Below are 25,700 nucleotides of genomic sequence, written 5' to 3' on the forward strand. Positions count from 1 at the left end.
AACGGCATCTTTATTGCTCACGCCATTTGAATTATTCCGCCATAATGAGCACCTGGCTTTCTTTGCCGTATTTCAGCTCGTTCATAAAAGTCTCCAGTCCTTCCTGCACAGGGATTAGCGATATTCCCCTCCGTTCATATTCTTTCTCCAGATCGGGGCTTACCATTCCGGCTCCTTTCCAGGGACCCCAATTGAACGCCACCACCTTGCCTTTGTATTTCTTTTTTAATTCACGGGCATAATGATCCAATACGCTATTGGCGGCCGCATAATCCGTCTGCCCGCGGTTGCCATATACGGAGGCGATACTGGAGAATAGAACGATAAATCGTACATCCTCCTTTATCTGCTCTGCGAGTACGCGCAGAGGTGTTACCTTGGTGGAAAATACCCTTTCGAATGACTCAGCCGTTTTATGCTGGAATAACTTGTCTTCCAATAATCCGGCGCCATGAACGACTCCATCGATCCGGCCGTGTTCCATATAAATTGCCTGCAGGAACGAACCCAGTTCTCCTTCATTTCTTACATCGAGGGATTTATAGGATACGGTAGCACCGTTCATAGTAAGAGCGCTGATGGTATGTAGTATCTGATTTTGCTTATATATTTCCTGCGTCTTTTTTTCCAGGTCGGCAGGCCGCTGGATCTGCCCCTGTCCGATCAATAATTTTTTAATGGCATCCTTTGTTTTTAAGGCCAGAAAGGGATTATTTCTCTTATCCATTTCCTCCAGGGGTGACCTGCCTACCAGGATATAATGGCAGGGATAATCTTTTGAGAAACGGATCATTAATTCAGAGGTGATCCCCTGAGCTCCTCCCAGCACCAGTATAACAGACTCTTTGTTCAATCCGAGCTGTGCCGGTTCTTTGTTGGCCAGTTCGGAAGGTATCAGCCCGATAGTTTGTCGCTGACCGTTATGATAAACCACCTCTGTAGAAGGATCCTGACTCACCAGTTCAGATAACGTTATCCGTGCAATTTCATCAGGTCCCGCTTCTGTATCCAGGGATATCGTTCTGCATTGTGCGTGTTCCCATTCTTTATCGAGACTTTTTAAAAAACCTGTATATCCCTGAAAATGCCTCAATAAGCTTACATCGGTATCCCGGTCTGCCTGTTCCCAAAAATCTGACAGGACATATACCCATTTTATTTTTCCCGGATTCAATTTTTTCACCAGGGAAAATGACTGGCTGATAGTGAATCGTTCAGGAGCGGAAAGAATATCCAGCAGAATCAGTCCGTTATATTCCTCCAAAAGATGATGAGTTTCTGAAATTATTTCGGCCATCGCCCCGTTCTTCTCCAAAAGCATTTTAATGGCAGGCGCAACCGGCCCGGAATTTCCCGCAATGGCAAACCGCTGGCCGGAAAGCCTGTTGAAAACATCATTGCCTGTATCCTTATCCTGAACAGATGGCCTAAGCTCGAACCGGAATCTCAACAGCTTCTCTTTACCATTGGTTTTTTTTTCGGGGAGGATATCTCTTTTTCCGCCTGACTGATCATCGAGCCAAAGGACGAACCCGTTCAGGGTCTTTATCGATGCCAACTCTTCGATCTGAGTCTCTTCTTTTTTACCAGGGTGGGGAAAACCTCCCAATTGCGTTCTTAACTCCCCTATGATCTCCAATCGCTTAATGGAATCGATACTCAGATCGGCTTCCAGGTCCATGTCCATTCCCAGCATTTCAGGAGGATAACCGGTTTTATCACTAACCACGCGCAAAAGGATTTGCCGGATGTCCGCTTGAGTTAACCGGGAAGCCAATCCGGCGGTCGATGCTACAGCCGGTCCCTCCTCTTTTCTATTTTCAACATTCTCTGCATCTGCGCCGTTGATCAGGCTATTTACCTCTTTTACCTCCATTATTGGATTCAAGACATGATTTCCACCTTGCTGAGAATGACTTAAATAACCCAGCATCACATCCCGCTGCGCCTGTACAATGGATTTTACGCTACTCAGATAAGCTTCTACCAATTGAGCGGAATGGACGTTATTTTCTACTACTGGTTTTCTTTCTTTTCCCTTGAAAGATAAAGGAGTGACGATTGGGATAGCACCGTGGACCGGAAGTTTGCCAAAAGCAGGCAACGCCTTTTGTCCGTCGACGAACCATACCGTACCGGTCTTTTTATACTGCTCCGGTTTATTCAGGTCTATTTCTTTTACTCCGCGTCCTTCGAATAATCTTTCCAGGGAGACCGGCCTTCCACAAGCCATATATTGGGCAAGCATATTCAGTAAAAGGACAAGGCCATTTTCATCTTTGTCTTCTGTATGAAGAAACAAAAGGGATTCGTCATTTCCCAGAATAGCCTTAGCCAGACCGGTTAACACTTTCCCCGGGCCAGTTTCAATAAATATCCTGGCACCCTGGGCATGCATACCCCGGATCTCTTCCGAAAACCGCACCGGGTTTACGAGGTGATCGGCCAGTCTTTGTCTGATCTCGCCGGGAGTATCCGGATAAGGACTAGCCGTCGTATTTGACCATACCGGTATCGATCCTTTTTGAAAGACAATATCCCTGATAGCCTCTTTATACAAATCCTTTGACCGGGCGATCAAAGGACTGTGGAAAGCACAAGCCACTTCCAATGCTCTTCCGGCAATATCCCGGTTCTTCAATTGATCCATCAGCGCATGCATAGCAGCTGTTCCGCCTGCCAACACCCATTGCTGGGGCGAATTATGATTTACCAGGTAAATACCGGGAATCGTCACCGAATCGGCCACTTCTTTCAGGACGGCTTCCGTGCAGCTAACGGCGACCATCATTCCTTTATCTTCTCCGGCAGCATCCAGGATCGCCGCTGCCCTTTTCTCACTTACCGAAACCAATTGTTCTTTCCCAAAAACCCCGGCAAAACAGAGAGCCGGCAGCTCTCCATAGCTATGGCCGGCCACCATATCCGGTTCAATGCCCAATTCCCGTAAAAAATTGGCTATCGCCAGATCGACGATCCCCAGTAAAGGCTGGGCAAGCCTGGTATCTTTCAGCCGCTCGCGTTGTTGTTTGGAAGAGCCTTTAGTAAAGGCTGCCGGAGGGAAAAGTATCTGTCCGAATGGTGAACGACCTTCCAGTTGTTCCCGCATTCCGGGAAAAAGGACAAACAGGGATCTGGCCATATTGATACGCTGACTCCCCTGTCCGGGGAACAGAAAGGCCAGTTTTCCATTCATCTCCCTGGTAATACGTACATCTATGGAACCTTTTCCGGCAAGGGCCAGCTTCAATTTTTGCAAGGCATCTCCGGTTCCTTCCACTACCATGGACAATTGAACGGGTTTTGAGCTATAGCGGGAAAGGGACCAGGCAATATCTTTCAGATCGATGGCATCATTTTGTTCCAGGATGGAATGAACGGTCCAGGCAAGTTCTCTGGCTTCCTCCTGGGAATCCCCTCTGAAAACAAATAATTCTGCGGGCCAGGAAGGAGATGCCTTCACCGCATCATTGGCAACAACATCATTTTCGATGACTGCATGATAATTGGTGCCTCCAAATCCAAAGGCGCTGATCCCGGCCGTTCTTCTTGCATCCATCCAGATACGCGCCTCTTTGGAAAATACAAAAGGACTTAACTCTTCCTTATAATAATTATTAGGGACATTCAAATGGAGAGTCGGGGGGCGGATCCCATGATACACCGATAAGGCAGCTTTGATAAGACCGGCCAAACCGGCCGCACATTTTGTATGGCCGATCTGTGTTTTAACCGACCCTAACTGTGTTTGTCCGGCAATTGCCCCTGACCGAAGCCAAAGATCCGACAAGGCGCTTAATTCCGTTTTATCGCCTACTACGGTTCCTGTACCGTGAGCTTCCACCAGGCCTGATTCTGCCGGCGAAATACCTGCCTGTTCGTATGCCCGTTCCAATGCTTTTATCTGGCCTGATCTTCTTGGAGCAGTCAAACCAAGACTCTTTCCATCGCTGGATCCTCCCACCCCCTTTATTACGGCATAGATCTTATCCCCGTCCCTTTTAGCATCTTCAAGCCGTTTGAGAACGACCATCGCGACACCTTCCCCTAACGCAATTCCGTCGGCCTCTGCATCGAAGCTCATGCACTTTCCTTTTGGAGACAAGGCATGCGTACTGGAAAACAAAAGATAATCATTAATGCTGTTATGCAGATCCGCACCTCCGGCAAGGACCATATCCGATCTTTCCAGAACCAGTTCCTGACAGGCCAGGTCGATAGCAGCCAGAGAAGAAGCGCAGGCAGCATCTACCGTAAAATTCCTTCCCCCCAGATCGAGACGGTTGGAAATACGTCCTGCAATGACATTGGCCAGGATTCCCGGAAAGGAATCTTCCGTCAACCTGGGAAGGGCGGCATCGAGTTCCGGCGGCATTTCTCCGAAAATCTGCCGGAAAAGGGCTCTGAAACCATAATTACCTGCCAGGTCATTGCCTCCTTCCGCACCAATAATGACGGAAATATTTTCGTGATTAACCGACATATGAGAATCAGGAGCGCCATATCCTGCATCATCAAGCGCCTGTTTGGCTACCAGCAAGCTCAATAACTGAGTTGGGTCGATGGCAGCCAGGGATTGTGGAGGAATTCCATAGGCAACCGGGTCAAAATCGATCCTGGGAATAAACCCGCCCCACCGCGATGGGGTTTTATCGCCATTTACAGAAGTTGCATCATAATATAAAGCTTTATTCCAACGGTCGTCCGGTACTTCTGTAATACAATCCTTTCCGGATAGAATGTTATTCCAGTATTGCCCGATATCTTTTGCACCCGGGTAAATACAGGCCATTCCTACAATAGCGACGTTCAGGGGCTTTCCTTCCTCTTTGGACCGCAAAGGCATGGCGGCGGATTGAACAAGTATGAAATTCCCCAGGGCAACATCCTTATGCAGGTCGTCCATGGAAAGTACCCTATTCCGTAATGCAGCTACCTGGCCGATCATATACATACCTGCCGTTACTTGTTCTTCTTCAGGAACTGGAACTAACTCATCCCCTTTACGGTCAATCCCTTTAGCTGCCATTCTCAACCGACCAACATTCAGGGATTCCAATTGAGTCCACAACCCCTTCTTGTCCATACCTTCCGAAAGCAGCCTCTTTTTTTCCGCATGGAAGAATTCTGCAAAAGGCGAATGTAAACATCTTGTTTCGTGACCGGGGGCTGTTTCCAGCAGTACGGTTCCGGAATGGCAAATGGCCTGATCCTGAAATTTCTTGAGGATGGCTCCGGTCTCAACCGCTTCCTTCGTATACAGATAGGCGGTACCCATCAGAACACCAACCTTAACGCCCCTGGCTGCTAAAGGAGCGGCCATTACCGAAACAAAGGCTGCAGATACGGCATCATGAATTCCTCCTGCAAAAAGGATGCTGAACTGATCCCCCTGATCTTCCTGCAACAAACGTTCTATTTGCCTTTCCCAAAGGACCATACTTGACAAGGGTCCGACATGCCCACCGCACTCCCTGCCTTCGAAAACAAACCTTTTCGCTCCTTCCTTAATAAACATATCCAGTAGGTAAACGGAGGGAACATGCAGGAAAGTCTTAATGCCGGCTTGTTCCAGGGAATTCGATTGGGATGGCCTTCCCCCTGCGATCAGGACTACAGGAGGTTTCTCCTCTTTAATATATTCAATTTGTTCATCCCGTAATTCCTGTGTCAGAAATCCTAAGATACCTACACCCCAGGTTTTGCCATTCGCTAATTTTTTGGTGTTCCTGATCAGCTGCCTGGCCGGTTCTCCTTTTAATAAAGAAAGGGCTACAAAAGGAAGGGCACCCGCATCCGCAACAGCCTGCGCAAACTCCGGGATATCGCTCACCCGGGTCATCGGGCCCTGGGCGATGGGATAGGTTGTTCCCCAATCCTTGGCCAGGGCAGAATCCGGCCGGATTACATTCAACTGTTTCGCCTGGTTCAAATGACCATAAACAGCCTCTCTGATACCTGTGATCAACCTGCTTATTTTTTGGAACCGATGCGCAAGATCTGCGGAAAGGGCAATATCCTGTCCCAGTGGAAGGGATATATCCGGCCGGGTCCATGAACGGTAATGGTTAACTACCTTTGTTTCACTTCCGCTTAATTTCTCCAACCATTTTTTTATTTCTCCGGAAGTCCGGCATTCCGGAAATAAGAGGAACTGGCTGTCCAGAACGATTCCGGCTGCTCCGCAGGCCATTAGTGCCGCAGCAGTATGCACACCGATCCCACCTTGTACCCATATCCCGATATCTTTCACTTCTTTCAACACTTGCTGGAACAAAATAAATGAGGATTCATCGCTCACCTTCCCGGCGCCTTCATTCCCTTTTATAATGATTCCGTCAGCCCCTGCATCCTTCGAGGCTTTGGCCTCTTCCAGTGTGTGGACCTGGTAAAAAATGTTTAGTTTTTTTTCAGGATGTTTCCTTAAGCCGGCTACCCGGTGAAATGGAATAACCCTATAGGGTAAAATAAGGAGGGTAACTGAATCCGGTAACTCGATATCCGAAAATTCAGCAGGCCAAATATCCGGCAGTAAAATATCAGGAGACAGAATATCAGGAGACAAAACATCGGGGGGCAGAAGACAGACTCCAAAATCTTTATCACATTTCAGGGACATTTCCCTAAGGGCGCTTAACCCCTTTTCTTTATCACGGCCTAAATGCAGAACAGGGAATGCATTCGCTTTGTTTAAGGCTAATGCAAGACCTATATCGGGTTTCTCTAGTGGAGTAACTCCAATAATTTCGATCCTTTTCATATGTTATTTGGATTTGCACGCCAAATACATCCAGGTAACAATTTGGATATAATGGACATTCAGGAATAAAGAATAAGGTTATATGAAGGATAGCAAGGTAGTCAATGCATAACCCATACTTTACCCCTCCCCTTCATAACATATGCTAATCCAGGATAATTTTACCGGCATTTACCCCGCTGAAGGCACAACAGACCGGGCACACCAAAAAAAATCCCGGAGCAGGAGCCCCGGGATTTTACCAATTCGATATGGTCAATTAATGAGATCAATTAATAGGATCAATTGAAATTAATCCGTTTCTTTTCCGGTGCCATGGGCAGTGCCGGTAGGAGTGGATACCGGATTGGCTCTCGATACTGCCTGGTTGTCACGGGTATTTTTTTGTACCGTAATGGCTCCGAAAATGCTCAACAAAAAGGCAAAAGCATAAAAACCCTTTTCGCTTGGCAACAAAGTAGCATTCCAAAGTCCAATAACCAGCAGAATAATTGTCAAAATCGTAGAGAACCAACTTAGACCATAATAAATGTCGGTCACAAAAATCCCTTCCAACCGGTCCCGTACACATTTTTGAACCGAAATGGCCGCAAAGAGGCCGAACATCAGCACAGTAAAATAGTATCCCTTTTCATTGAGCTGCATGGTAGCATTCCAGAGCCCGACATTAAATCCTATCATTCCAATGAACAAGGCAATCCAGGATGCTGCTACATAAGCGTTTGAGGGTTTCTGTTGCATGGGTCTTTTAATTTAGGGGGCGTTTGAATCTTCCTTTAATAATCAACAACAAATAACGAAAGAAAAACAAGAAAAAACCAGCATTTCCCTAAACATTTATGTAAACTTTAAGGCTTATCACTACCAGGATGTTAAGTAACTAGTGGTTTATGGTTAGAATCACCCCGCTTAGGGAATGAGAAATGCCCGAAATCGATCAATATCATCTTTATTCAAAGAAATAAAGAGCTGGAAAATGCGTTGGACCTCATGTGAATTTTTGCCCACAACCCAATACCACAGCGTGTTTCACGATTCAATTCTTTGCTTTGGCATAATAGAATTAACATTAAGTTGTTTGAAGTGCATTCCTAAACCGCCGTATCTTTGATTTATCAAAAGGGAAAGAACCTGAAGAGAGAGAAAGGAGGAAAGGCTCCGGAGAAGAGAAAGGTTAAAAAACGAAGAAAAAGTAAGGTTCCCAACAAAAAGATATCAATCGCTCGAGATAAAGATTTTTCATATGGCAAGCAATCGTTAGAGGTCCGCTGTTTCTACAGTGGACCTTATTTTTTTATGGGGTTTTTTGGGAAAAATACCCCCATAAAAAAATAATCCAATGATGGCCCTTCGGCAGTGGAACCGTGTTCCACTTTGTTTTTGCCCAGGTTTTTTGAAAAAATAACCCCCATAAAAAATACCTCCATAAAAAAACAGGGATCGCATAATAAGTTGATTTTATGGCTTTTGCGTTAGCATTCCCGGCAGGGTTTCCCGATCTTTTTCAATCGGGCCAAAAGGACCGAATTTATGCTGACGCGTTGAAAAACTATCCGTGTATGGGCCAAAAGGAAGATCAACCGGCTTTAAAGACCTGTCCGGCCAATCCTGGCTGAACTTTTTATCCGGCCTGGGGCGGGAGTTTACAAAAGCGGCTACATCCCATGCTTCTTCATCCGTCAGAAGTGGGTTTTGATAAGAAGCTCCCAACGGCATATTATCTTTAACAAAACCGGCAAACCGGGATAAACGATACAATCCCGCTGCCGTATTATAACTATTCCGGCCCCATAATGGCGGGTATAGAAAAAAGCTGCCCGTGCTGTCTGTTTTTCCCTCTCCCTCCGGACCATGACAACTCATGCATTTATTTAGGTATACCGATTCGCCTTGGGTAACATCAGCCGCCCTGCCCAGGAATTTCAGGCTCCTTATCCCGCACCCTTTGAGTTGTGTTCCCCGGGGTATTTTCTCCCCCAGCCATTTGATATAGGCGATTATCGCCTGCATTTCATGGCTGCCGGAATCCAGGGCCTGTCCGTTCAGGCTCCTTTCAAAACAATCGTTCACCCGCTGGAAGATACTTTCGATGGCGTCACGTCTTTCCCTGAAACGCGGGTAGGTGGAACAGACGGCGCCGAAATTATCCCCCCAGGGAAGGGCGCCGGCTTCCAGGTGGCAATTCTGGCAATTCATTCCATTGGCATGGTGATTGATCCGGCCTTTCGGCCCGAAATAAAGGGATGTACCGGCGATCAATGTACGCCCGTTGCGGATCAGCTCCGCCTCCGGTCTGTAAGACAATTGGTGTGAGTCCGGTGCGATCCAGACAGACTCCCCGGTGGTCCCTGGGGAATCCCGGGAGATTGTCTTCCTTTTCCCAATAAACGATCCCGGCCTGGTCTCCAGGATTATCGCCAGGACTATCAATAGAACAGCTGCCAATACGCGAGGCATAGCATCCTGATAATTTAAGCGTTCGTGCTGCAATCCCTAATCATCCCGCAAAACAATAGGCGCAGCCATGTTCCTGCGCCCTCCCCACAGCCCATACTCCCGATGGCATAGGCGGAATATTCGGCAACAGACCGGACAACCAATCTTTTTTGACTTCCTGCGGGTCAAGATTCATTCCTCCTCCCACAACGTTACTATATACGGTCAGGGCCATATCACACACGCAGAATAGTACGCCGCTATCCTGCAATTCATTTATCCCGATAGCCACATTCCCGATACCGGGGACCTTATAATCGCCCGGTTTAGGCATCCAGAAAGGATTGTGTATGGCAGGAGATTTGGTGAGCGGATCCTGGATCTTGAACGTTTCCCCAAATTTGTATTTCTCCCAAAGTCTGTTCTCCATGGCAAAAGGAATGGCTTCGTGACGTAACACAACCACTACACTACAATCCTTTTCCGCTGTTCCCGTCCCCATATTGGTCAGTAAAAACACTTTGGGCCATGCAAAAGGAAAAATATCCTTAGGGCCCGTTGAATCAAATACCATACGATGTTTTCCCTTTATCTGTTTGAACCATTCATCCGCATCCGCCAGTACTTCATGGGGAGAACCCGATAAGGGTCCGGTCTCCGCAAGCAGGCTGGCAGGGCTTGCCAGCGTTGCGACTCCGAATGCTGCAGCTCCGGCAGCCAGGGTACCTAAAAAACCCCGACGGTCTGTGGAGGGTTGATTAACCTGATTATTTTCCATATGGCAACAATTTTCTTTCAAAATTGGAAACAAAAAAACGACCTGTCAATCCCATAATTATGGGACAAGAATTATTACAGCTTCCGGAAAGGAAAGGCCTTGGCAATGGCTTCCATACCGGAGTGCACCTGAAGTTTTTGGTAGATCCGTTTGATGTAAGTGCGTACGGTTTCGATAGTAATATTACATTGAGCCGCGATCATTTTATAACTGTTACCTTTCCCCAGCATTTGCAATACCTCCAGCTCCCGGCTGGTAAGTTTGCTTATTTCGTCTGCCGGGGCAGGCGGCCTGGAAAAACAATTCAATATCTTTCTGGCTACACTCGAAGTCATTGGCGCCCCCCCGTTGTGAAGGTCAATTATGGCTTCCACGATTTTATCCGGTGACGTTTTTTTTAGTAAATACCCGGATGCTCCGTGACAAATGGCCTGGAAAATTTTATGGCTATCGTCAAATACGGTAAGCATCATCACTTCTATTTGAGGGAAATCCTGCTTTATCAGCCGCAGACCTTCCAGACCACCCACGCCCTCCATTTCAATATCCATGAGGATCACATCGGGTCCGCATTCCTTCATTTGTTGCAAGACCTCATTACAATTCTCAAATGCCCCTTTTAATTCGAGCCCGTCAGCCGAACCGATTAATTCCGACAAGCTGTTGAGAAGAAAAGGGTTGTCCTCATATATTACTACTTTAACAGGCATCCGCGGTGTTTTACAGAACCGTTCACAAAATTAGCTCCTGTCTCCGGCTTTGCAATCCCATTATTATGGGATAAGGGGAACGCATACCTTAATTATTGTTCCCCCGCCAGGATGTGACCCGATGGTGAGCAAGGCGCCCAAAACAGCCGCCCGTTCCCTCATATTCTTTAACCCATTACCCTTCGACTCATGGGTCGTATCAAATCCGATACCGTTATCCTCCACCCTCAAATGGAGTTTATTCCCCTGGCAGGTTAGGCTGATAAAGGCCCGGTTGGCTCCGGAATATTTTGCCAGGTTGTTCACCGCCTCTTTAAAGATCAGCAAAAACTCTTTTCGGTTCTTCAAAGACATCGACAAACGTCCTGCCTTATCATCCGTTTCGAAACAAAGACGAATATCAGCCGCTTCCAACATTTCTCCTGCATACTCTCTCATCCGTATCAGAATATTTTCCAATCGTTCGTTGATGGGATCGATAGACCAAACGATATCACTCATCTGGTCCATAGCTTGTTTCGAGGCCCTGGCAATAGTGCTGAGCAATTCTGCTGATTTTTCTTTTAAGGTCGGATGGTCCGGGTTCTCAACAGCCATCCTGCTCATCATCGAAATGCTGCTTAAGGTAGAACCGATATCGTCATGCAGATCTCTGGCAATATTGGCCCGCATTTTATGCAATTGCAGCAGCTGTATTAGCCGGATCCGGTAAAAAATATAAAAGGCGGACGCCATGCAGACCAATACCAAAAGATAGAACCATCCGGTTTTCCGGAAAGGAGGAGAAATGATCAGCCGGAGATCCGTTCCTTTTTCATTCCACAACCCGTCGTTATTTGATGCTTTTACCCTAAAGTCATAGCTTCCTCCGTCGAGATTGGTATAGGTCGCTGAAGTCCTGTTCCCGCAGTAGGTCCAGCCTTTGTCGAAACCTTCCAATTTGTAGGCATACCTGTTATTGGCTGAGTTGGTAAAATTGAGTGCCGTAAAATGAAAGGTGATCATGTTTTGTTTATAATTCAGGCCAACCGGCTCAATGCGGGTACCAATTCTTTTGATGGGATATGGAGCATCGAATATGTTAAAGGCAGTAATGACCACCTCCGGGATTTTTCTATTGGTCATTAATCCGGCAGCATTAAAATAACAAATTCCGCCGGCCATCCCCAGCACGATCCTTCCGGAAGGCAAACACCGGAAAGCCCCTTCGAGGGAATTACCCGGAAGACCGTCATTCGTATAATAATTCCTGAACTTTCCTGAAAAAGGGTCGAAGTCGCTTAAACCATTGTTGGTCGCCAGCCAGATATGCTGATCCGGGCTTTGGGCCAGGTCATAAATATCGTTATTGCACAAGCCGTCGGCGGTTGTGAATGTTTTGATCGTATTATCCCGCAGATTCATCCTGGCCAATCCATTCTCCGTTCCGATCCATAATTGCCCGAATTTATCTTCCAGCAGGGCATATACATTATTATCAGGCAATGATCCGTTATTTTTCTCCAGCTGCCGGTAAATGGTCCATGCATCCCTTTCCGGTTCCAGCATGCACAAACCCTGATTCTGTGTCCCGATCCAGATTCTTTTTCTGCTGTCTTCCAGGAGGCAAAAAACGTGGTCATCCGGAAGACCGGAAGAATTATCTGCAGGATGCCTGTAGCCCTTCCATTGCCCGGTTCCCGGACAATAACGGTAGACACCTTTATCAAAGACAGAAAACCACATGCGCCCCTTACTGTCTTCCATAATGGCAGTGACCGAACCAGCTCCCATCCATGAACTATCCGTTAACAACCGTTTGAATAATTTCTTTTTTTTATCAAAGGTATAAACAGCTTCCTTCGTTCCAACCCAAAGAGTCCCCGCCCTATCCTGAAACAGGCAGTTTACGGAACAACTTACAGACCGGTGCCCCTCCGTTGGCAAAGTGCGATAAAAATGCCTGACCCCTTTCCCGGCGTCATAATACAGTAAGCCCTGACCGGAAGCGGCCATCCACAGGCCATTGCGGGAAGTATCGTCCCTGTCTGCGATCAGCTCGACCACCTCTTGTTTATGGAGATTCCCTCCCGTCAGTTCCGGTATTATCAGCGCTGAGAACCTATTGGCCAGCGTATCGAACTTGTCAAGCCCTTCGTCGGTTCCGATCCAAAGTATTCCTGAAGCATCCAGAAAAACTGCATTAACAAATTCATTGCATAAACTCTTTTTTTCGGCAGCCAGGTGATGCTGATGAGCAATAAACTGATTCAGTGTCTTGTCATAAAGAGCCAATCCGTTGCCGTAGGTAGCCACCCAAAATTGCTGTCTGCAGGGGGAAGGACAAATAGAGGTGACGATCCGTTTGCTTTCGTTCTTTTCCAGTCTATCGGGACAAGGCAGGATACTGAAATCATGCCCTGAAAATGGGTCGCGGGGCATAATAATTTGTTGTAAACCCCCATTCCAGGTACAGGCCAGAAAAGTATCCGCACTTTGCTGGCTGATCCTGGTAACCGATAAAGTTGGATTTCTGTTAGGATACGCTGCATCAACATGAAGAGGAATAAAGGCAAATAAATTTTTTCTCCAATCGAATAAAAGGATACTATTATTATTGGTGCCAATCCATATCCTTCCCTGATCATCCTCTAAAAGGGTGAGAATATGGGCTTTTAATCCGGAAGGCAGATCAAAACTGTGTATGCTCCCGTCGGGTTCCAGGAAATGCAATTGCGTTAGCGTGGTATACCATATTCTTTTTTCTTTCCCTGCAAGTACCTGATAAACCCTGTACCTGTCAATCGGCTCTCCGTTATTGCTGCGGATGTCAATGGAGTGGCAGCGATCATCTGAAAAATCATAATAACACAGCCCATTGTTGGTGGCAATCCATAATTTTCCATCAGCGTCGGGGGCGATCGAATTAATGATATTATTGACCAGGGAATTGCTGTCGTTGGCCAGATGCCTGTAGATGGTAAACTGTCTTCCGTCAAACCTGTTCAATCCATCGGTTGTGGCGATCCAGATGAAACCGTATCTATCCTGTGAAATTGCCCTTATCTGGCTGGAGGAAAGACCTTCTGTAGTTGTATAATGCTCGAACCGGACCGGACCGGATTCCGAAAGCTGGGCAAAACTGGTAATTGGCAGGGTTGCCAGACAATAAGCAAAGCAATATTGCAAAAACTTATTGGGTGTCATATGATAAATTTACTTTATAAATTCAACATATCACACCCTTTAAAAACCGTTACTGAAAATCAATAACAATAGGAGGAATCAATACCTGGATTAGAAGAACCAGCTGGACAACTGGGTCCGTCCGAATTGTAACCAGTTCTGAGCAGGCTTAGGGGTATTATCAACCAGGGAATGATCCTGAACCTTCACTTTCACGGCCATTACGCGTTCATCCATCATTCTTTCCTTCATTTCCTGAGACAATCCCTTGTTTTCTTTTACCTCAGCGATATCCGTGATCAGGTAGGCTGTACCTCTGACCTTTACAAATACCGGTGTACCTTTTTTTGAAAATTCCAGGGTGGCAGGAAGTTCCTTATCGAATGCATCTATATGAAATCGGGGGCGGGGAATTACAAACCATATCTGCTCTTCCTCATCCATTTCAACATCTGTAATAACATGAGTTGGCAGTTTTACCAAAGAAGAACTTTCAGTGAAGAACAATGCGCTTTGCAGTTCAATGATCTTACTTTTTAAAACTCCGGTCTGTGCTTCTTTTAATTCGAGTGTCATGTTTTCAGTATTGAGTAAAGATTAAATTTAGTTGTTGTCTGCGTTCGGTACCAGTAAGTCAATTGGCATACCAACTCCTAACTGATTGATTGTGACATAGATAAAAGCCCTCTGGGGGTCTGCCCACTTCCCATTGTGGGATATTTTTTCCAAAAAACAGGTAAAAGGCAGCCTAAATTCCCCATCCTCCCCTTTTTCCATGATTTTAACATGAATTCTTCCATACTACCTCTTCAATCTCGTTTAAATTAGCATCCACTTAAGTAAATTTGCGCACTTTAAGGCTTTACTTTATATGAGAGGTTCCTTGATCATTGTGCTAATGTTTTCGTTATCAGCGACTTCCATGGCGCAGCCCTATGCTTCTTCCAACAGAGGTAAAGGCGAGCTGCCCCAGGTAGACCGTTCTTTAACCGATACCATTCCCCTTTTAAATAAGGATCTTGTTCCCATTACCATAAAAATTCCGGCAAAAGCAGCCCCCGCAGGAGTGCCCCCCCAAAATCTGCTGGCCTTCCCTTTCGTAGTTAAATCATTGGAAACCAACTGGGGATTTGGGGGAGTGGTTGCGCGTTTTTTCCGGTTGGACCAACATGATTCCACCGTCCGCACCTCCGATGTAAACGTTCTTGGCTTATATACGCTTAAAAAACAGCTGATTCTGGCCCTTACGTCCACCCTTTATCTTCCCAAAGAAGACCAGATCATACGTTTCCAGGCCTCTTATAGTTATTATCCGAATAAATTCTGGGGTTTGGGCAACCATACTTCTTTCGAAGCCGAAGAAAGTTATAATCAAAAACAGTTTTTCTTCAATCCCCAATATCTCCGGCGCATCCATCGAAAAATGTATGTCGGCCTCTCCTATCAATTCCAGCATACCAGCACTATCTCCTACAAGCCGGGTGGCCTTTTCGATAAAGAAAATATTACCGGGCGGTATGGTGGATATACATCCGGTATTGGCCCCATTTTATCCTGGGACACCAGGAACAGTGCGTTTAGCCCTACTCGGGGCGTATTGGCAGAAATGCAATATGTTTGGTTCAATAAGGCATTTGGCAGCAATTTTAATTTCACGGTTTTTAACATGGACTTCCGGAAATTCTTTTATCTCTCCGAAAAATCGGTCCTTGGTTTTCAGGGAATTGCAGGTCTGACCTCTGGTAATACGCCTTTCCGCTATCTGGAATTGCTGGGTGGTTCGGATATGATGCGGGGCTATTATGGAGGGAGGTATAGTGATAAGTGCCTGATGGCCTACCAGGCGGAATACCGACGTTTTCTTTTCTGGAGGATCGGTGTAGTAGGTTTTGCGTCTATGGGTGAGGTAAGTCCCGATCTGGGGCACTTCGATCTGGACGGATTCCATTACGCCTATGGAGGAGGCTTACGTTTTATGCTCAGCAAGCAGGAAAAACTCAACCTGCGGATCGATTATGGTGTAGGAAGGCACTCCACGGCATTCAATGTACAGGTCCGGGAAGCATTCTGATCCAACCCTCTTTTATTATTTCCCGGCATATCTGTTTCGTAAAAAATTCATCATATAGACATTCACCTCCCATTGATCCGCGACAGGCTGAAGGGTATAAGGCTGAAGCGGCATATAGGGAGAAGGGCCGAACTCACTGGTTATGGTGAAGGATGATCTATTCCTTTCCCGTTGCAGGGTTATTACCCTATCCCATCGCACCAGGTGCGCCTCAAGAACTTCTTTCCATTCCGGCGCACGGGGATCGTTTATCTGAGGACCTTCTGTAAAACCGACACGGCTGTGTATATGTTCCGTTCTGCTGATGGCAAGATCAACGGCTTCCTGCTGGTCGTATAAAAGTGTTTCAGCCACGGCAATCCAATGAGAGATATCCAGGGTGATCTTTAGGGAAGGAATTATTTTCAGGTAGGAATGAGTGATATGAGAGGAAAAACTGAACTTCCCCCGATGGGTTTCATGGTATATGGGCAGTCCCATCTCCCTGGCGATTCCTTCAGCCCGAAGGATCAATGCCTCATTCCGTTCAAAGGAATAAAAGTCTTTTCCTGTCTGGGTATTGATGAAAAGAGGGTGGTATGATCCCAACAAACGCAGTCTGGCCCCATACTCTCTAAGGTGTTGTTCAAAATCGGGGGTGACCGTCTCCCAATGTTGCCCTATCCATAACAAACCATATTTGGCCAGGCCATTCATGATAGTTTCCTGCTCTTCCACGGATGAGGGGAGACTGATCTCCACGCCAGCATAACCAGCTTCTTTTACCCGGCTAAAAAAGCTATCCCACGAAAGTTGCTCCGAGCCCCAGCGGGGGCAAAAAAACAGGATCTTCATATATATTTCTTACAAATCTCTCCTTTTGTCTCTTCTTTGTCTTACAAATCTCTTCGTATCTATTTATTTTAGAAGGTAAGGCTGGATCGCCTTTTGCCAGATCGCATATCCCTTAGGATTCATATGCAACTTATCCCCGATGAACAGATCATCGATGGGTTGGCCTTCGGGGGTAAGCATCAGATGATAAACATCAACAAAGGCGGCATGTTTTTGTTTTTTAAGAAATGAGGAGATCCTGGAATTTGCATCTTCCATGCGGGGCATCAATTTCGCCCTGCTTGGGCTCGGCTTGATCGAAACATAGAGAATGTCAGCTTTTTTCAACTTCGAACGGATGGTTTGATATAGCTCTACAAAACGATTGTAAACAACCTCTCCTGTAACGGTATCCGACCCGGCCAGGTCATTATCTCCGCAGTAAATGACGATCTGTTTGGGATTATAAGGAAAGATAATGTCCGGAGCGTACTGAATTACCTGGGGAAAAGAGGAACCTCCAAAACCCCGGTTGATGATCGGGTAACCGGGAAAAGCCTCTCCTACCGTTTTCCAGAAACGGAAAGAAGAACTGCCTACAAAAAGAATAGGGTTTGCAGGCGGCGGTTGAATACTGTCCTGGTGTTTGAAGGCGGCAATTTCATCCCAAAAAGGTGGCTGTTGCGTCTGTGCATAGCAGGTACTGATATACGACGATGTGATAACGAGCGCTGTAAGGACCAAAAGAAAACGAGCTTTTTTCATACCGGGTTTGTTTTATGTTTTTCTATTGCTTTTTTGCCGCTACCAGGTTATGTTTACCGTCTGAGATCCATTTTTGGAATTCGATCCTCCCGTAAAACTTTCCACGACACAACCCTGGCAGGAGACCTTTTTAACAGGTTGTCCGGCCTTCCATACAAAACTAAGGGCTTTATGACGTAATCCCATGGGCAACCTTGTTGGATCAATACTAAGAATAATCCGTTTACCCTCCTTTTTAACCGTATACACCAGTGAATTACGGATCAGTTGATATTCCTGCACAGCCTGGTAGGTAGCCATCCACATATCGTCTTTGCCCTTTTCCCCATGCTCTGCGGCCAGCTCACCAAAAAAAGTTTTGAAATCTTTAAAGGTCAAACTGATACCCCAAAGATCCTCATTCCCGGCGCTATGTGTAAATGCATTGATCCAGGTCTTTTTCCCATTCGTCAACCGATCGGACAATTCAGAAAAGAACGTACTATCGGGTCTTCCATTTAACCATTTACTGCTAAGGAATTTGCGGCCGGCCCTGATATTATTTAGATCGGGCAGATTCCAATCTACTTTAAAATTCCCGCAATGGACCGCCAGCAATCCCTGCTCAAAGGCGGCGATTGTATAAGGCTCCTGGCTGATATGATCGTCTTTTCCTCCGGGTACGACGAATTGATTCATCTTACATCCAATATGGTCGAATACCGCCTCGTTATTTTTGCGAACCTCCGTGGATGCGTCAACCTTGTCTCCGGTCGCATGGGAATAACCATGATTGAATATATCCCAGCCTGAACTATACATAACCTTAATCTGCTCCCAGGACAAGTTTCCCGGATGTCGGAGGGTTTCCTGCCTGTCCGCTATCGAGGCTGCATTAATGGCCAGGGCAGCCTGAAAGGCCTTACGGTTACCGCACCCGTCTGTATAAAAAAGACCCGGATAATTTAATCCATCCCCTCCCTGGTCATGCCCCCATTGATCCATATACGAAGGCGACACCCTTCCTCCCGTGAAAAAGGGAAAGGCAACCAGGTAAGCGGAGATCAACCCGTCATCAAAGGTAAAACTGAAGGAGAAATCCTTATTATAGCGAAAAGGAGCCGGCTCCAGCGAAAAAGAAGAACAAGGTTTTTCCAAATCGAGAATAAGACGGATAGTGGTATCCTTCCTGATATCCCTTATTGGCCATCCGTTCAGACCCGAACCAATCAAAAAAACGATGATCCCCCACCGCATATATCCTGAATTTAATAAAAGGGATAAGACTGATTTTATTCAAAATTAGCCTTTACCGGCCCTGTAATAGCTTTTTGTGTTTTCCTTAACCTGATCCTCAGGATTACTCCATCGGGAGTAAGCGTGGAATGATAAGCTTCATCCCCATTCCAGATCCTTTTGCGCACCCATTGTCCTTTTTCATAATAACCTTCTTCGATCACCAGGTATTCGGAGGAAGAAAAACCTGATCCGTATTTTGGCCGGAACTGAAATTTAGCATCGAAGCCGATCACGAGGAATTCATCTTCGCCCAATTGCCCGATCAGCGCCCTTCCGGTAAGTGGAACTTTCCGGTAAGCAGGGAACCCATAAGAGAACAAAATATCATAGGATCCCAAACTCACCAATTCTTCATGAAGCCCATATTCTTCACCGACAGCCTTCAACCTTCCTGTGCCCTGCAATTCGGCGATCTTATCGATAGCCCCCTGCAAAACGCGGTAATTGTCAGCCATGCCGGAAAATTTATCGTCCAGTCTTTCTTTATTGCGTTCATCCCCGGGATCGGTCCCAAAGGGGTCGATACCATATACCGCTACCCCTAAGGCATTAAAATTACCCAAGGCATAGAACTGCCCGCGTGCAAAATCAATTCCTTTGCCCATTTCCGGTAAAAAGAAGGGATTATCGGGAAGGGCATATTTTCGGCAGAGCTCCGTAAATACATCATAATTGTTATGATAGATATCCGGTGCAAGCAGGGCAAGCGCCGGCGCTGTCGCCTTCCAGATAGGAAACATAGTAGATACAGGACCACCGCTGGGATATTCACCTGGCTGACGGAACCGGTGCTCTCTTAACCAGGCATTGGTATACATGGGCAGGCCATATTCCTGCTGACCGGCCACTGCAATGTCATTTATATAAAAGGCGATATGATAGGCATTGAACGATTCTGCGGCATCCTTGCCGAATACATCCAGCCAGGTACCAGGCTTTTTTCCAAGTTTTTGCAGTAAAGCAGCTGGCACCGGATTTTTAAATGCCGCATTTGCTGCGGGTGAATAATCGCGGTCTGTGCCCAATGATCCGGATTCATTTTCCACCTGAACCAGGATCACCGTATGTTGCTGGCCATCCAATTGTTTGAGATGCCGCATGACGGCTGCAAATGCTTTTTTATCCGCTTCCCGGTTAGCGCCCGAAATGGCTGATAAAACCTGGATCTCCTCACCACCGCCATTTTGCATCCGGGGAAATTTTTCCGGTTGGCTCAATACCCATTCCGGCGCATAAGAGGAACTTCCGTTTTTATAAGACCCGAACCAGAGCAGGACCAACCTGAGCCCTTCCCTACGTGCACCAAGGACCAGGCTGTCCAGGTCGGCAAAATTGAATTTTCCCGGCTGGGGTTCGATATTCTGCCAATAGACCGGCGCTTCCAGGGTATTGGCATGCAGCTCTTTTAATTGCGCCCATTCCTTGGTGAGGATATATGGCCAGCCGCTGCTGTTCCAAAGCTGGGCCCCTAAAGCCAGGTAAGGTTTGCCGTCTACCAGGAAACGGTACCCGCCATTTTCAATCTTTACAAAAGAAGGAAGATCGGATTTACTACCGGTCTTGAATGCCGGAGAAGAGCCAGTATTCGTTTGTGCAAATCCTGCACAGGCAAATAACAAAAGGGATCCACAAAAAAAGATGCTGAATTTTAGTTTGGCAAAGCGGAATCGATGTTTCATAATTTAAAGGTATTCACATTCCCCCTTTAGGGGGCTAGGGGGGTTTTAATCTTTAAGGTAACCCTTCCCCATGTCAGTTTTCTTTCAATGGGGTTGAAGGTCTTCGTTTCATAACAGGCCAGAAATTCCACGGCATGGCCATCGGGGCAATCTGAATCCAGTTCTATAACCGAGCTCAGGGTGAATCCATCAGGCCAGCGTGCTGGTATCATTTCGTCCGTTTGCCGTTCCATTCCGGATACTACCCAAGGATCGTCGTAATATAATCTTAACCGGTGACTCCCCTGGTAAAGCATGATCCGTTCACCGGGATCCGCCAATCCATCACCATTGCCATTACCCATGACGGTATCCCTAACCTGTCGTCCATCATCGACCCGGATCCTATCGAAGGGAGGAACCTTAAAAAATACGGGTACGGTGAACTCATCATTTAAGCCGTGCGATGCCCCGGACACGGTAATATGAAAACGGATATCCGCCGGTTCGGCATGAGGGGGCGGTTTTTTATAACAGGAAAGAATAAAGGGAGGCAGCGTGAGTAATCGTTGATCGGGAGAGACAGACATCGTTACGATGGTATCCTTCCACATTACCGAAGGATCTTTCGTGCTGATGGTAACCAGGATTTTACCGGGGGTTTTGTTTTCTCCGCCACGGTTAAAAAGCCGAAGGGTAAGCAGATTATCCGGACCGTTAGCCAGGAACCTGCCTTTTTTCCCAATCGAGTAATCTAAGAATACATATTCAGGAGCATCCTTCGCTGAAAAGATCCCTGCTTCTCCGCCGTCTCCGTCAAAATCCACCTTTATCCGTCCGGTGCCGTCGCTTTGGACTTTGTCCAGAAGAATCTTTTCAGGAACCTTTTCAGCTGCCCCGGTGGCCCGGGCGGAAGGTTGATATTTGGCCAGGCTGTAAATTTTATTCGGTTCATATAAAGGTGCCGTAGTGATCAGGGTATGGACTGCCTTCAGCGCAGGTCCATTGGGCAGCCACCGCTGTGTATAAAAACCAAACCCCTGTCTATCGACATTTTTAAGGAGCAGAAACCCGGGACGGTCTTTATCGCTTTCCACCTGGTAGTCCCAAACGGTAAAAGTTGGATACAGATCATAATGCGACCAGTTCACAGGATTTTTCACCTCCCCATTATGTTTCTTGAACGCATGGGTAACGAAACTGACCGCCTTTTCGAACACTTTTGTCTCGCCGGTTTTATCTACCATATGTCCGCCTGGGAAGGTCCAGTATTGAAGGGGTATCTGCTCATCCCAAATAGCCCCTGAATGGACTTCCTCGTTGAGAAAATAAAGGATATCGGTATTTCCATTGTGGATACGGGTGTCGACCTGCCGGAGATTCATGAACGTATAACGCACAGGATATAATTCCTGGTTGTCCGGATACCCCACAAAAAATTCCGGACTTCCCGCCAGGCTTACGGCTGCGCTTACCCGGTCCGGATATTTTCCTGCCAGGTACAAGGACATAAAACCTCCCATGCTGAATCCGATGATGCCCCGGTTATTCCTGCCGGTCAGGGTTCGCAGAGAGCTATCGATATGCCCCACCAATTCAGGGAAATAATCCTTCATCTGGGTCTGGAACTTAATATCTTCATGATTACCCACATTATAGGGCCTTGGTTCGGCCATGTCGATATTTCCATCCCACATGACCAGGATCACCTGGTATTTATCTACTACCGTTTTGAGTTTGGTATATTCCAGTTTGGCATTATCATCCATAAAATGCCGTCCTCCCCAACCATGAAAAAAGTAAATCACCGGATAACGCCGGGTTGACTGACCATATCCTTTGGGTAGATAAAGCCGGTAATATTTGGGATGTCCGAAGACCTTACTGTCATGGGTAAGATCCTGGTAGGCAGTCGCGGACTGGCCTGCCAGGGATGGCTCCTGTTTCAACAGGTAGCGAAAGGCACCCTTCTTTTCCCGCGTTTTATTCACCAGCAACAACCGCCAGATCTGGCGGTTCCCCCAATTATCGGCAATCCGTTTTTCATCCGGTTCGTTTGTTTCCATCAATTCTTTCTTAATGTCCCAGGCCTTTGCATCGTAATCCATTTGAACGGACCGTCCTCCGGGAACTTTGAACAATATCCTTCCCGGTTGTGAAAGATCCGCTGCACATACCGTCATAAATGTTTGACTTAGGATACCGCTGCGGGAATCCAATATGTACTCGTCATGAATGGATAATTCATTGCGTAGTTTATCCAGTAAGACAGTACGGTTCCACTTCTTTACGCCCGCATCCTGCGGATAGGCGGAAGCAATATCCATTTGCAATTCCATCTTATCCGTTCCGGAATGGAAACGAACCCCGCTGGCCCCGAATTTCCGGCCGGCAGCCTGCTGTACGCCATTGATCAGCGGTAAATTATGATGGGCCGAATTAAGGTACCAAAGGTCATACCGGTCTTTGGAAAAGGTTTTTTTATTGTAGGTGCCGAACCCTACATCGATAAGCACGGGTTCTCCATCCGAATAAAGCAATACATCGCCAACATCATTATGATTATGGCTTTCCCCATTATGGCCGGCATGGGAGGCCACAAACAAACCCTTGCCGGTACTGCCTGCCATTAATTGAAGATCAGGGAACCAGACCTCTTTGGCTGCAGGAGCGGCAGCGGGATTGGACGCAGCGCATTCTTTCAGCGTCAGTAAATTCCAAACGATCCTTGGTTTGGAAAAATCCTTGGAAAAAAAATCTCCGTCATCGAGATGATGATAGGCCCAGGCCCCGAAATCCCGGGTGTCCGGATCCTGAATGGATTTACCGACCCGGTAGATCAGCAGACCGTCTGCACCTATCGTAGGAGAGGCATCGGCTATATTGATAAAATAATTTCCTGCAACATGCATTTTGGCTATATAGGAGCCCAGCAACCTGATGACCGGCTCCTGGTAGATATTGACCTTTCCCCCTGTCGCACTTTCCAGCATGGTCAGCCCGTCAAACAATCTTCCCGCACCGCCGAACCAATAACTGGGACCTTCATCCACCGCACCGTCTCCCCCCAGCCCATTGATATAATTATCCAGCAGCCCCATTCCATGCATTAATTCCTTTAAGCGCCGTGGCTCTTCTTTTTCCAATAGTAGCAGGCTGATCATCCAGTTGCTGATCACCCAGGCATTCCAGTTATTGACAGGAGCATCTCTTTTTCCTGCCCCCAGGTAACTATAGGCAATGCTGTCTTTTTCCAGGGGAGCCAGGATACGTTTGTTGACTTCATAATAAATACGCTTACGTAACAACGGGGAGGCGCTGTCCAGTTGCGGCCCGACAAAATAGTCCGTAAGGGCCAATACTTCGGCTGTTTCGCTTGCGAAGAGGTCCACGGATGGGTCCTGTACATCTGGCAGGCCGATACCGGCCTTTTGCAGGTAATAGTGGGCAGGCACTCCCCAAAAACTTTCTTCGCAAAGGGACCAGACGCCATTGATGATCGCATCGGTAAACCGCCCTTTTTGTTCCATAGATTCGGCCAGCACCAGGCTGAACAACTGACTGCGTTTTTCAAAACTGACCTTTTCATAATTGGTACGGTTGCCATTACGCTGAAATTCCAGGTACAGCGTTGCAGGCAGGGCTGCGAATGGATCATGCATCTGTTTTTCCCCGATCCCGATGATCCGTAGCCGGATGGAGTCCGGAAGGCGTTCCTTCCATTCCTGTGCATTACGTGGAAATGGACGCCATTTGTCGTAAGGCAACAAGGCGGCACTAACCTGTTCTTTGGAGAACCGGTGCAGGAGGTTGCGTTGAACGATATCCTGCCCATTTACTTTATTTCCCGGGTAAAGGATAAAAAGGATGACAGACAGGCCGGAAATAAAAACGGGAAAGGTTCGGAAATTCATGCGTAGGGAAGATTTTAATTATCTCTCAGACAGGCCTTATTTATTTCGTAGGCTGGTCTTATTTTTCTTTCAGGCTCGCCGTCCTGATAGAGACAGGCTGCAGAACAGGCAAATTCGTTGATGGTTTATCCAGGTAAAAATAAGCGGTGGCGGATACATCATCCGACCGGTAGAAATTAGTCCAGGATCCGGGAACTGGATTTTTGAGCTCAGTGGCAGGACTATCTTTTTTGAACAGATGATTATTTCCTTTACCATTATCGGCTGTCGTAGGAATGAGCGGTACCTTTTGTTGCTGCAAAGCCATAACCTGTTCGGAAGGACCTCCCCCCAGCTGCTGAATGGTAGCCCGGAAAGCGTTCTGAAAAAATACAGGATCGGGAATATGATAACGATAATAGGCCCATTGAAGATTCTTTCCGTCGGAGATCAGACAGCCGGTATAATCGGTGTAGAATTGTCCCTGTCCCCATCCTGTCCCGATATAGTCTTCGGTTCCGGTACCAGCCAGGGTTGGGTACTCCTTATCTCCATCGAGATACATTTTTACTTCTCCCTCACCCCACCAGATGTCCTTATAAAGGGGATTGGCATTGATCCCTATGTTCACGCCCAAAAACCTTCCTTTTCCCTGGGTTTCAGGCAGCAATTCAAAATCCTTTCCGGGGGTGGTAGCCGTATCGCGGTGCCAGAAGGCATGAAAGTAAAGATCGTTCTCCTTCCATTCTTTTGTCAACTGGTAATCGACATCGAAAAAGAAATGGGATAGGCGTTTGCCGGATTCATTGGTAACGGTGATTCTGGCCCCTTTGCGGAAAGGCATGGGAATATAACAATTAAAGGACCGGCCTTCGGGATTGGCGAAAAGTGCATTATGAAAGGAGGCTGTTTTCCCCAATCCAACGCCAAAAAAATCCCCAAGAGGGACCGATACGGCGGGTTTATCGGAGTTATCCCAGAACATCTCCAGTTTGAGCGAACGGAGCATTTGAGCTGAACGATCCGGGATCGTGACCCAGATCCGGTTGATAATCCCCTGTTCGTGAATATCAAGCAAGTTCAGCGAGGCACCTGGTTCCAGGGGATAAAAAGGTTGTCCTTTGGCGCCTTGATTTTCCATCGCCCCTTTTCCTTTTTGGCCGTTCGGATTCTCCGGACTGCTCCACCGGGTAGAACCATTATCCGAATACTCATACCATTGATGATTATAAACAACGCTGTTTTTGTCCGTTGTGCTGGTGCAACCGGAATTAAATAGCATGGAGATCACTGCCAGGATTATGCCTCCGGGATGGAGGGTAAAAGACCCGGAACCAATGAATCGGAGTTGAGCGAATCGGTTAAGCATGTCA

At 46.9% G+C, this 25,700-nt stretch carries 14 protein-coding genes; 1 reads left to right on the top strand and 13 read right to left on the bottom strand.

All coding sequences use genetic code 11. From position 1 onward, the window contains the following. Positions 1-31: 31 nt before the first annotated feature. The 7 genes from ACX0G9_RS15110 to ACX0G9_RS15140 form a co-directional block, all read right to left on the bottom strand. Positions 32-6,760: an SDR family NAD(P)-dependent oxidoreductase gene (locus ACX0G9_RS15110; RefSeq protein ID WP_459065762.1), complete on the bottom strand. Its 6,729-nt coding sequence runs from the start codon at positions 6,758-6,760 to the stop codon at positions 32-34. 291 nt (positions 6,761-7,051) lie between these two features. Beyond that, on the bottom strand, positions 7,052-7,501 hold the full coding sequence (gene yiaA / locus ACX0G9_RS15115; RefSeq protein ID WP_459065763.1) for an inner membrane protein YiaA: 450 nt from the start codon (positions 7,499-7,501) through the stop codon (positions 7,052-7,054). Between the two features lie 717 nt (positions 7,502-8,218). Beyond that, complete coding sequence (locus ACX0G9_RS15120; protein ID WP_459065764.1) at positions 8,219-9,217, bottom strand: c-type cytochrome; 999 nt, start codon at positions 9,215-9,217, stop codon at positions 8,219-8,221. Between the two features lie 40 nt (positions 9,218-9,257). Then, positions 9,258-9,974 carry a twin-arginine translocation signal domain-containing protein gene (locus ACX0G9_RS15125; protein ID WP_459065765.1) on the bottom strand — a complete coding sequence of 239 codons (717 nt, stop codon included), beginning with the start codon at positions 9,972-9,974 and terminating at the stop codon, positions 9,258-9,260. Between the two features lie 74 nt (positions 9,975-10,048). Further along, the gene (locus tag ACX0G9_RS15130) at positions 10,049-10,684 is read right to left on the bottom strand and encodes a response regulator (RefSeq protein ID WP_459065766.1); all 636 of its coding nucleotides are present in this window, start codon (positions 10,682-10,684) and stop codon (positions 10,049-10,051) included. Between the two features lie 63 nt (positions 10,685-10,747). Beyond that, entirely contained in the window at positions 10,748-13,870 is a 3,123-nt protein-coding gene (locus tag ACX0G9_RS15135; protein ID WP_459065767.1) for a ligand-binding sensor domain-containing protein, read from the bottom strand. Positions 13,871-13,960: 90 nt separating this feature from the next. Further along, positions 13,961-14,425 (bottom strand): hypothetical protein, encoded by a 465-nt coding sequence (locus ACX0G9_RS15140; protein WP_459065768.1) that lies wholly within the window; start codon positions 14,423-14,425, stop codon positions 13,961-13,963. Positions 14,426-14,747: 322 nt separating this feature from the next. Between ACX0G9_RS15140 and ACX0G9_RS15145 the strand changes: the two genes are divergently transcribed. After that, positions 14,748-15,920 carry a BamA/TamA family outer membrane protein gene (locus ACX0G9_RS15145; protein ID WP_459065769.1) on the top strand — a complete coding sequence of 391 codons (1,173 nt, stop codon included), beginning with the start codon at positions 14,748-14,750 and terminating at the stop codon, positions 15,918-15,920. 15 nt (positions 15,921-15,935) lie between these two features. On the opposite strand, the gene ACX0G9_RS15150 is transcribed toward ACX0G9_RS15145, so the two are convergent. The 6 genes from ACX0G9_RS15150 to ACX0G9_RS15175 form a co-directional block, all read right to left on the bottom strand. Beyond that, positions 15,936-16,754, bottom strand: a complete 819-nt coding sequence (locus ACX0G9_RS15150) for a sugar phosphate isomerase/epimerase family protein (protein WP_459065770.1) — start codon at positions 16,752-16,754, stop codon at positions 15,936-15,938. A 63-nt stretch (positions 16,755-16,817) separates the two neighbouring features. Then, the gene (locus tag ACX0G9_RS15155) at positions 16,818-17,498 is read right to left on the bottom strand and encodes a GDSL-type esterase/lipase family protein (RefSeq protein WP_459065771.1); all 681 of its coding nucleotides are present in this window, start codon (positions 17,496-17,498) and stop codon (positions 16,818-16,820) included. A 39-nt stretch (positions 17,499-17,537) separates the two neighbouring features. Next, positions 17,538-18,734 (bottom strand): polysaccharide deacetylase family protein, encoded by a 1,197-nt coding sequence (locus tag ACX0G9_RS15160; RefSeq protein WP_459065772.1) that lies wholly within the window; start codon positions 18,732-18,734, stop codon positions 17,538-17,540. A gap of 35 nt (positions 18,735-18,769) precedes the next feature. After that, positions 18,770-20,455: a DUF5597 domain-containing protein gene (locus ACX0G9_RS15165; RefSeq protein WP_459065773.1), complete on the bottom strand. Its 1,686-nt coding sequence runs from the start codon at positions 20,453-20,455 to the stop codon at positions 18,770-18,772. Between the two features lie 26 nt (positions 20,456-20,481). After that, positions 20,482-24,348, bottom strand: a complete 3,867-nt coding sequence (locus ACX0G9_RS15170) for an alpha/beta fold hydrolase (RefSeq protein ID WP_459065774.1) — start codon at positions 24,346-24,348, stop codon at positions 20,482-20,484. Between the two features lie 58 nt (positions 24,349-24,406). Continuing rightward, positions 24,407-25,696 carry a glycoside hydrolase family 172 protein gene (locus ACX0G9_RS15175; protein WP_459065775.1) on the bottom strand — a complete coding sequence of 430 codons (1,290 nt, stop codon included), beginning with the start codon at positions 25,694-25,696 and terminating at the stop codon, positions 24,407-24,409. Positions 25,697-25,700 lie beyond the last annotated feature (4 nt).

This window comes from Flavitalea flava, from assembly GCF_054461575.1.

What these genes read in the sequence shown, in the direction of transcription:
- ACX0G9_RS15110 (WP_459065762.1), bottom strand. Translation starts at nt 6,760, where the DNA reads ATGAAAAGGATCGAAATTATTGGAGTTACTCCACTAGAGAAACCCGAT.
- yiaA (WP_459065763.1), bottom strand. Translation starts at nt 7,501, where the DNA reads ATGCAACAGAAACCCTCAAACGCTTATGTAGCAGCATCCTGGATTGCC.
- ACX0G9_RS15120 (WP_459065764.1), bottom strand. Translation starts at nt 9,217, where the DNA reads ATGCCTCGCGTATTGGCAGCTGTTCTATTGATAGTCCTGGCGATAATC.
- ACX0G9_RS15125 (WP_459065765.1), bottom strand. Translation starts at nt 9,974, where the DNA reads ATGGAAAATAATCAGGTTAATCAACCCTCCACAGACCGTCGGGGTTTT.
- ACX0G9_RS15130 (WP_459065766.1), bottom strand. Translation starts at nt 10,684, where the DNA reads ATGCCTGTTAAAGTAGTAATATATGAGGACAACCCTTTTCTTCTCAAC.
- ACX0G9_RS15135 (WP_459065767.1), bottom strand. Translation starts at nt 13,870, where the DNA reads ATGACACCCAATAAGTTTTTGCAATATTGCTTTGCTTATTGTCTGGCA.
- ACX0G9_RS15140 (WP_459065768.1), bottom strand. Translation starts at nt 14,425, where the DNA reads ATGACACTCGAATTAAAAGAAGCACAGACCGGAGTTTTAAAAAGTAAG.
- ACX0G9_RS15145 (WP_459065769.1), top strand. Translation starts at nt 14,748, where the DNA reads ATGTTTTCGTTATCAGCGACTTCCATGGCGCAGCCCTATGCTTCTTCC.
- ACX0G9_RS15150 (WP_459065770.1), bottom strand. Translation starts at nt 16,754, where the DNA reads ATGAAGATCCTGTTTTTTTGCCCCCGCTGGGGCTCGGAGCAACTTTCG.
- ACX0G9_RS15155 (WP_459065771.1), bottom strand. Translation starts at nt 17,498, where the DNA reads ATGAAAAAAGCTCGTTTTCTTTTGGTCCTTACAGCGCTCGTTATCACA.
- ACX0G9_RS15160 (WP_459065772.1), bottom strand. Translation starts at nt 18,734, where the DNA reads ATGCGGTGGGGGATCATCGTTTTTTTGATTGGTTCGGGTCTGAACGGA.
- ACX0G9_RS15165 (WP_459065773.1), bottom strand. Translation starts at nt 20,455, where the DNA reads ATGAAACATCGATTCCGCTTTGCCAAACTAAAATTCAGCATCTTTTTT.
- ACX0G9_RS15170 (WP_459065774.1), bottom strand. Translation starts at nt 24,348, where the DNA reads ATGAATTTCCGAACCTTTCCCGTTTTTATTTCCGGCCTGTCTGTCATC.
- ACX0G9_RS15175 (WP_459065775.1), bottom strand. Translation starts at nt 25,696, where the DNA reads ATGCTTAACCGATTCGCTCAACTCCGATTCATTGGTTCCGGGTCTTTT.